Below are 8,252 nucleotides of genomic sequence, written 5' to 3'. Positions count from 1 at the left end.
TAAGTTTACCTTTCTAATGATAATCACCTCTGTCTTTAAAATACATGAGGTTTTATTATATACCATAATTAATAAATAGGACATAATCAATTGTGGTACACTAAGACATTATCATAAATCAATCATAAATAGCTACATAAGTATGAGCTTTATTTGACATTTAATGTAGTATATGGTAACCTGAAGTAAGATAGACGTCCGGACATATACTTAACTAAATAGCATATAGAAAAATATTAAACGTATATTTTGAAATTATAATTTCACATTGTATATTTCTCAAGTATATGTTTTTTTCATGTTAAGTAGGAAAGTTCTGTTTTCTATTTTCATTGAAATGTTTTATGAGTTTTATGCATACTTATCTAGGGGGTGGTTCCAATTAAGAAATTTATCATTTCATTTGTGGCTAAGTTAATTGGGAGAGGTTTGCAGGCAACAGTAAGAATGGACAACACGGCACGTCAAGAAATTACTAATTGGGAAGATGGATTTACAATTGTAATTGATACATATAAAAACGGACCAAAAGTTTGTTTTGTCAAGCAGGGTCATAGTTTATTGAAGAAGAAGTACGAAGATGGAATGGAAACTAATATTAGAATAATGTTCAAATCAACTAATGTAGTATTCAAGCTGTTCACAGGTCAATTGGGACTTGATAAGGCATATGCCCAGAATAGGATGATTGTAAAGGGAGATATATTCCAGACATTAAAAGTCGTTAGGATGTTCTATATCTGTGAATGTTACTTATTTCCAAAATTTATATGGAGCAAGATCATTAGCGAAAAGCCAAAATTGACATCAAACAGTTTTAGTGTATATATGGCTACTATATTCGGTTTGAAATAAAAGGGGGAATTTAATTGAATCCAGAGTATTTTGAGTATCAAAATCGTGCAAAGTTGCTTTCGGGAAAGGATGCCATTGACCATATATCTTATGAGTTGAATAACATGATGTGTAAAAAGCCATTGATTATTACAGATAAGATGCTTGTGAAATTTGGCCATGTCAAAATATTATTAAAAGCTTTAGAAGAAGGAGATATACGAAAACCCCTTATCTATGACGATGTACCGGCAGACTCAAGTGTTGAGGTATGCAATAACATTGCCAGTATATACAGAGAAAACCAATGCGATTGTTTAATAGCACTAGGTGGAGGTTCTGTTCTTGATACTTCAAAAGGAGTTAATTTAACACTTTCGTCGGGAGCAGATAACTTACTTGACATAATGGGATTGGGTGTGATACAGAGAAAAACTGTACCATCAATTATGATACCTACAACATCAGGTACAGGTTCGGAAGCTACTCTAGTTGCTGTTATAGCTAATAGATTGCAGAATGTGAAAATGGAATTTATATCTTATAATTTAGTTCCTGATGTTGCTATACTTGATCCTAGAATGACATTGACATTACCACCTAAGTTAACAGCAGCTACAGGTTTTGATGCTTTGGTTCATGCTATCGAAGCATATACATGCAAGCAGAAAAATCCGATAAGTGATGTATTTGCTATAAGAGCTATAAAATCCATATGTGAGAATTTAGTTGAAGGAGTAGAAAACGGTAAGAATGAAGATGCTAGAATGGCACTTGCCAATGCATCTTATATGGCAGGGACAGCTTTTTCTAATTCAATGGTAGGAATAGTTCATGCTATAGGTCATGCTCTAGGGGGAGTGTGCCACGTGCCACATGGTTATGCAATGTCTATATTACTTCCTTATTGTATGGAATATAACTATGAGGTTGTAGGTAATCTCTATGGTGAATTATTACAATATATTATTGGAATAGAAGAAACAGCCAAAGTACCTGTTAATGAACGTGGTAAAAGATATATTGAAGAAATTAAAAAGATGTTAACTAAGTTAAATGAAGTAGGAGATCTTCCTCTAAGATTAAGGGATGTAAAAGTTTCCAAAGATGATTTTGATAAAGTGATAGAGACTGCTATTAATGATGGTGCGGCTTTAGTTAATTATAAGAATGTTAGTAGAGAGGCTATTCGCTCTATATTGAACAAAGCTTATTAGGAGGTATTTATGGGAACTGAATTAGGTGGATACATGGGTAAAGTCTTACAGATTAATTTATCTAGTAGGGAAATAAGTGAGTATCCCTTTAGTGATGAAGATAGGGAGAAATATCTTGGCGGTAAAATTATGGCTGCTAAGATATTATATGATGAGCTAAAAGTTGGTATTGATGCTTTTGACCAAGATAATATTGTAGTTGTTTCTACCGGTCCAATGACAGGAACTAATGCACCTTCTTCTAGTAGATTCAATATATCAACTTTATCACCCCAAACAGGTTTTCTCACTTCATCCAATTGTGGTGGAAATTTTGGATTAATGTTAAAGAAATCAGGATATGATGCTATTGTATTAAGAGGGAAATGTAAGGAAAAGACATGGATAGAGATAACCGAAGAAGATGTCATATATCATGATGCTACGGAACTTTGGGGGCAAAGTACCACTGAAGTTCAAGAAAATCTCAACAAAAAGGCAGGTAAGATTGTTATAGGACCAGCTGGAGAAAATATGGTTATACATGCAGGTGTATTCAGTCAGGATAGAACAGCTGGAAGAGGTGGTGTGGGAGCCGTAATGGGATCCAAGAACATAAAAGCCATAACTGCTTATGGAAAATTGAAAGCATTGCCAGTTGAAAAAAATAGAGATGAATACAAAAAATATATCAAAAAATGGATTAAGATGATTAAGAAGCATCCATTAACTGGAAGTCAGCTTCCCAAATATGGAACTGCTGCATTACTGAAACCAATGCATAAACATCATATTTTAGCAACTAAAAATTTCAAGTATGGAACTTACGATGATTATGAAAAAGTATGTGGTGAGACTTTGGCGGAGAAGCATTTAATAAAAAACAAAGGTTGTATCACTTGCCCAATTCAATGTGGACGTATGGTAGAAGTTGATGGCAATGTGGTAAAAGGTCCTGAGCTTGAAACATTAAGCTTACTTACAGCAAATATTGAAAACAGTAACTTGGAACAAGTATTTAAATGGAATTATGAGCTAGACGAATTGGGAATGGATACTATAACTACAGCTGGTATCATAGCATTTGCCATGGAACTTAATGAAAAAGGACTGTGGGATAATGGTCTTGAATTCGGTAAGATAGATAATATATCAGAAATAATACATAAAATAGCTTATAAAGAAGGCATTGGGGAGGAATTGGCTAAAGGTGTCAAATGGCTTTCAGAAAAATATGGTGGTAAGGAGTATGCTATTCATTCAAAGGGTATGGAATTATCAGCATATACTCCAAGAGGAGCAGTAGGTCAAGGACTAGGTTATGCTGTATCTAATCGTGGAGGATGCCATCTTAATGCAGGATATATAGTCTTATTTGAGATATTTACCTTTAATATGAATCCTTTCTCAAAAGTCAACAAAGCTGAAATGACAATATTGAGTCAAAATCTAATGGAAGCTTGTTCAGCAGGGGGACAATGTCTGTTTTCATTGTATCCTATGGTTCCAGGTTTCGTAGTGAAGAATCCAACGTCACCAGTTGCAAAAGTGCTTAATTTCATATTGACTAGACATATAGCGGCAGCAGTTGTACAATGGCTTAATAAAATTAAACACATGGCTATTAAAGTTCCTATGATACCACATATAAAAGGTGTTGAATTAGTAACGGGAATGAAAATGGATTTTGGAAGATATAAAACAATTGGTGAGAGAGGATATAATCTTGAAAAATTAATGAATATAAAATTAGGATGGAAGCCTGATGATGATAGTTTGCCAGAAAGATTAACAGATGTTCCACAAGAAAAGGATAATGTTAAATCTAAAGTACCTCTTGAAGCTCTTAAGAAAAAATATTATAAGAGTAGAAGGTGGGATAAAGAGGGGATTCCTAAGAAACGGTTGTTGAATAAGTTAGGGTTATGATAAATTTAAAATTAAGTATGTAAAAGTTGAAAAGAAAAAAAGCTAAGCTGTATCATAATAATTAGGATACTGGATTTATTGGTCTACGTATTAAAATATTGTAATACAGCTTTTATTTATATTATATATTTCTATCATAGAAAGATATTTCTCTAGATCTATTGAGCTTTTTAAAATACTTGATTTATTCAGGTTACTATTATCTTCTAATCTAAATTCTGTATTTTAGTTCCTTGTGGATAATAGATCGTGAAATCTGATTCATTATAAAGTATGTCACTAGAATTATCTTTTTGTAGGTTTCTTATTATGTACATATCTGGTACGTTAAATATAATAATTTGATTGATAGGTGTTTTTTTGAATTCTAACTGATTGTTTTCATAGCTAATATCATAAGGCTTGTCTTTATATAAAGAATTGAACAAAAAGGTAGAATATATTTCTACATAGTCTTTATTCCATTCAACCAATTTACAATTACAATTATTATTATTAATATATAGTGGTTTTTCATTATTAATTTCATACTTCCCTTTAGAGGTTTTCAAATCATCACTAGCGATTGATATAAGTCCTGTTAATGTTCCTAATATTATTAATGATATTAAGAATAGGCCTAAAATTTTTTTCTTCATTTTTCTACCTCCCTAAATTTTATTGGAGTATAGGCGATTAACTGAAAAACTATAGTAGATATCCAAAATTTTATTAATATAAATAATACTGATGTATCATTAAAGTAAAACGTACTAATATTTATGAAAAATACATTTATACTTGTTATATTGAAATAGCCAAAAATAAGTATGGATATTATTATGCATGTTGTTATTTTGAATTTATAGAAAAAGACTGATATCAAATATACAAGCGATACAATACATGCCATTAAAGAAAATAAGATAATAAATCCTGATAAAAATGATTTGGGACTAACAGTGGGTATAAAATAATATACTTTAGTTACGCTACTACAAATCATACTAAAAACAAATTCAATAATTTCTAGAGCACATATAATTATCATTGCGATATATGAACCGATTACTATAAAGAAAAAATTACCCAGAGCATATATCTTTCTATTAAGTGGAAAAACAAATTTTCTATTAAATACTTGTTTGCTACAAGATATAAATATGCCAATACTAAATACAACAGTCATAAATATAAAACCTTGTTGAAGAAATCCGATATTCGTACATTGATAAACTTCATTATTTGTATTTAGATGAGTGAAAAGTGTTCCATTAATTAATATACCAATAGCAAAACTGATTATAATCCCTATTTTAGCGTTAGTTTTAAAATCCATCAATAGATTATATAAAATTCCAGTTAAAGAACGCTTAACTGATGATGTCATAAATCTCACCTTCCTTCGTATTACTTGTTAAGTATACACAAGTATCTTCTGAACTAATCTTATTGATTTCAACATTGTTTTCATTTAGATAATATATATCTTTTTTGGTTAAGTTGTTTTCTATACCTGCTGTAATACTATCACCTAATTCATTTTCAAATAAAGTTTTATGAGATTCTATAAAAGGTATAATAACTTTTCTTGCACCATTTAAACTTACACTATAATTTTGAATAACATCAATAGGTTCTTGCATTAAAAATTTTCCGTTCTTGATTATTATTATTTCTTCTAATAAATTTTCCAGTTCATGTAACATATGACTTGAAATTATAATAGTTCTTGGATTGTCCATAAAATCTTTTAACAATATATTATAAAATTCTTTTCTAACAGCAGCGTCAAGACCTAAAGTAGGCTCATCGAATAGGGTTAAGGACATACGACTACAGATTCCCATAATAAAATTAAATTGAGATTTCATACCTGTAGAAAGCTTTGCATATTTTAGTTTTATATCAAGATTAAAGTAATTAAATAGTTTTGTAGCTAGTTCGTTATCCCAGTTTGCATAGTAGATTTTTGATAATTTTATTATATCCTTTAGCTTCAATGAATGATGGAATCTCATATCTTCATTAATGAAGATTAGACGTGAAAGTACATTCATGTTATTGAAAATAGGTTCATCCCATAGAGTGATATCACCACTTGTGGGTCTTATATAACCAGCACATGTTTTCAATAATGTGGATTTACCAGCACCATTTCTACCTATTAATCCTATAATCCTATTTTCATCTATTGAAAAAGATACATCATCTAGTGCTAGCTTATTAGTGTATTTTTTAGTTAAATTTCTACAATTAATTATTGCCATCTAATATAACCTCCTCTTATCTAAAATGGAGTATGAATTTTATAAATCGATATTATCCATTTCCTTTTTTATTTCATTTTTACTTATACCTAATTTTTTAGCTTCTGACAGTAGACTTTTTAACATGGTTGAATAAAAAACTTTTTTTCGCTTTATTTGAATCATTTCTTTTGCCCCTTCTGAAACATGCATACCTAACCCTCTTTTCTTATATAAGATTCCTTCATTAACAAGTACATTAATTCCTTTGGCTGCTGTTGCAGGATTAATACAGAATTGTTTAGAAATCTGATATTGGGAATATGCTTGTTTATTTTCTTTTAATATTCCATTAAGGATATCATCTTCTATACCTTCTGCAATCTGAACATATATAGGTTTTATACTATCTTGAGATAATTTCATTAAATATTACCACCTCCGCACTACATTACTTATGTAATGCAGTATACTATTTATTGATTTAGTTGTCAATAGTATAGTATCAAAAACTTTTTCCCTTTTGTTTTTTTACTCTTTGTAGTATAATATTGAATTAATGAACGAGTACGCTATCGTATAACATTATATGAGAAATCAAATTACTAGAAAAGGTGATTAGAATGCCAATAAAAGTTGATAACGATTTACCTGCTAAGCAAGTTTTACGGAAAGAAAATATATTTGTAATGGATGAAGATAGAGCTATAAGACAGGACATACGTTCTTTGAAGATTGCCATACTTAATCTAATGCCATTAAAACAAGCTACAGAGACTCAGCTTTTAAGATTGCTTAGTAATACACCTTTGCAGGTGGAAATTACTCTATTGCATCCAGAATCATACGAGTCTAAGAATACTTCCAAAAAACATTTGCTAAGTTTCTATACTATCTTTAAGGAGATAAAACATAAAAAATTCGATGGTATGATAATAACTGGAGCACCTATAGAGAAAATGGATTTTGAACAAGTAGGATATTGGGATGAACTAAAAGAAATCATGGAATGGACTAAGACCAATGTTACATCCACTTTTCATATATGTTGGGGAGCTCAAGCAGGACTTTATTATCATTACGGAGTCAAAAAATATCTGTTACCAGATAAGATGTTTGGAGTTTTCAAACATAATGTTCTAAAACCTAATTATAAATTGCTTAGAGGATTTAATGATAGCTTTTTTGTTCCTCATTCAAGATTTACAGGAGTTAGAAAAGAAGATATCATTAATAACCCTAATTTGGAACTGCTATCCGAATCTAATGAAGCAGGTGTATATATCGTTATGTCCAAAGATGGAAAACAGATTTTTGTAACAGGACATTCAGAATATGACCCACTAACGCTTAAACAAGAATATTTTAGAGATAAAGAACGAGGAATAGATACGAAATTACCTAAGAACTATTTCCCTTATGATGATGAAAATCAATATCCTAGAGTTTGTTGGAGAGCGCATGCTCATCTTATATATTCTAACTGGTTGAATTATTATGTATATCAGCAAACACCATACCTTATGGATGAGATTGGTGAAGAAAGCTAGGTTTTACAGGGGTTACAGCGATTATTGAAACTCGCAAAGTATCGTAATTTATCGTAGCTTGTGGGGCCAAATTGGTGTCATTTGGTGTCAAATTGGTGTCGGAAGGTATTGAATTGGTGTCAAAAATTTTGATATATTTGATTAATAATTTAATGATATTGAACTTATAATGGTTATATAATTTATAGTGAAATTTGAAGTGAAAAACGAGAACTCTGGTAATTATCAGTTGCTCTCGTTTTTTTGATTTGGAAGAAAATTATTTAGAGTTACCAACATATTGGATAAGTAATCATGGTTTCAGTTTTTTGGTTATGATAAAGCTTGGTTTATATGTTTCTCGTACAAGTTATGTTAAGTGTCTATTATTACGGACTGTTAAGTAAAATAATAAATAACTTAATATCTAAAAGATATTTGGTAAGGAACACATAACAGTGTTGATAAATATTGGAATATGTTTTAAAATTATTATAACCAAGTTATAATAAGCGGATATAATCTTAAATTTGTTA

General features: G+C 30.4%; 8 protein-coding genes. 4 read left to right on the top strand and 4 right to left on the bottom strand.

Annotated features, from left to right (window positions below):
- Nucleotides 1-372: 372 nt before the first annotated feature.
- From QMG30_RS19720 to QMG30_RS19710, 3 genes are read left to right on the top strand one after another with little or no spacing between them, the layout of a single operon-like run.
- Nucleotides 373-855 carry a hypothetical protein gene (locus tag QMG30_RS19720; protein WP_281818448.1) on the top strand — a complete coding sequence of 161 codons (483 nt, stop codon included), beginning with the start codon at nucleotides 373-375 and terminating at the stop codon, nucleotides 853-855.
- Between the two features lie 14 nt (nucleotides 856-869).
- Nucleotides 870-2,051 (top strand): iron-containing alcohol dehydrogenase, encoded by a 1,182-nt coding sequence (locus QMG30_RS19715; RefSeq protein ID WP_281818446.1) that lies wholly within the window; start codon nucleotides 870-872, stop codon nucleotides 2,049-2,051.
- 9 nt (nucleotides 2,052-2,060) lie between these two features.
- Nucleotides 2,061-3,959 (top strand): aldehyde ferredoxin oxidoreductase family protein, encoded by a 1,899-nt coding sequence (locus tag QMG30_RS19710; protein ID WP_281818443.1) that lies wholly within the window; start codon nucleotides 2,061-2,063, stop codon nucleotides 3,957-3,959.
- Nucleotides 3,960-4,165: 206 nt separating this feature from the next.
- Here the strand turns inward: QMG30_RS19710 and QMG30_RS19705 are convergent, their stop codons facing one another.
- The 4 genes from QMG30_RS19705 to QMG30_RS19690 are packed head-to-tail and all read right to left on the bottom strand — an operon-like array spanning nucleotide 4,166 to nucleotide 6,613.
- Nucleotides 4,166-4,597 carry a hypothetical protein gene (locus tag QMG30_RS19705; RefSeq protein ID WP_281818441.1) on the bottom strand — a complete coding sequence of 144 codons (432 nt, stop codon included), beginning with the start codon at nucleotides 4,595-4,597 and terminating at the stop codon, nucleotides 4,166-4,168.
- A complete protein-coding gene (locus tag QMG30_RS19700) occupies nucleotides 4,594-5,328 on the bottom strand; it encodes a hypothetical protein (protein WP_281818440.1) in 735 nt (244 codons plus the stop codon). Before QMG30_RS19700 ends, QMG30_RS19705 begins: the two co-directional genes overlap by 4 nt.
- Nucleotides 5,312-6,208 carry an ATP-binding cassette domain-containing protein gene (locus QMG30_RS19695; protein WP_281818439.1) on the bottom strand — a complete coding sequence of 299 codons (897 nt, stop codon included), beginning with the start codon at nucleotides 6,206-6,208 and terminating at the stop codon, nucleotides 5,312-5,314. The genes QMG30_RS19700 and QMG30_RS19695 overlap by 17 nt, the downstream gene beginning before the upstream one ends.
- A 39-nt stretch (nucleotides 6,209-6,247) precedes the next feature.
- Nucleotides 6,248-6,613 carry a GntR family transcriptional regulator gene (locus QMG30_RS19690; RefSeq protein ID WP_281818438.1) on the bottom strand — a complete coding sequence of 122 codons (366 nt, stop codon included), beginning with the start codon at nucleotides 6,611-6,613 and terminating at the stop codon, nucleotides 6,248-6,250.
- 197 nt (nucleotides 6,614-6,810) lie between these two features.
- Between QMG30_RS19690 and metA the strand changes: the two genes are divergently transcribed.
- Entirely contained in the window at nucleotides 6,811-7,737 is a 927-nt protein-coding gene (gene metA / locus QMG30_RS19685) for a homoserine O-acetyltransferase MetA (protein WP_281818435.1), read from the top strand.
- The last annotated feature ends 515 nt before the right edge of the window (nucleotides 7,738-8,252 follow it).

Source organism: Vallitalea longa, from assembly GCF_027923465.1.
Lineage (GTDB): Bacteria > Bacillota > Clostridia > Lachnospirales > Vallitaleaceae > Vallitalea > Vallitalea longa.
Note: the sequence above shows the minus strand (reverse complement) of the source record. Positions and strands in the feature narration are given on the sequence as shown.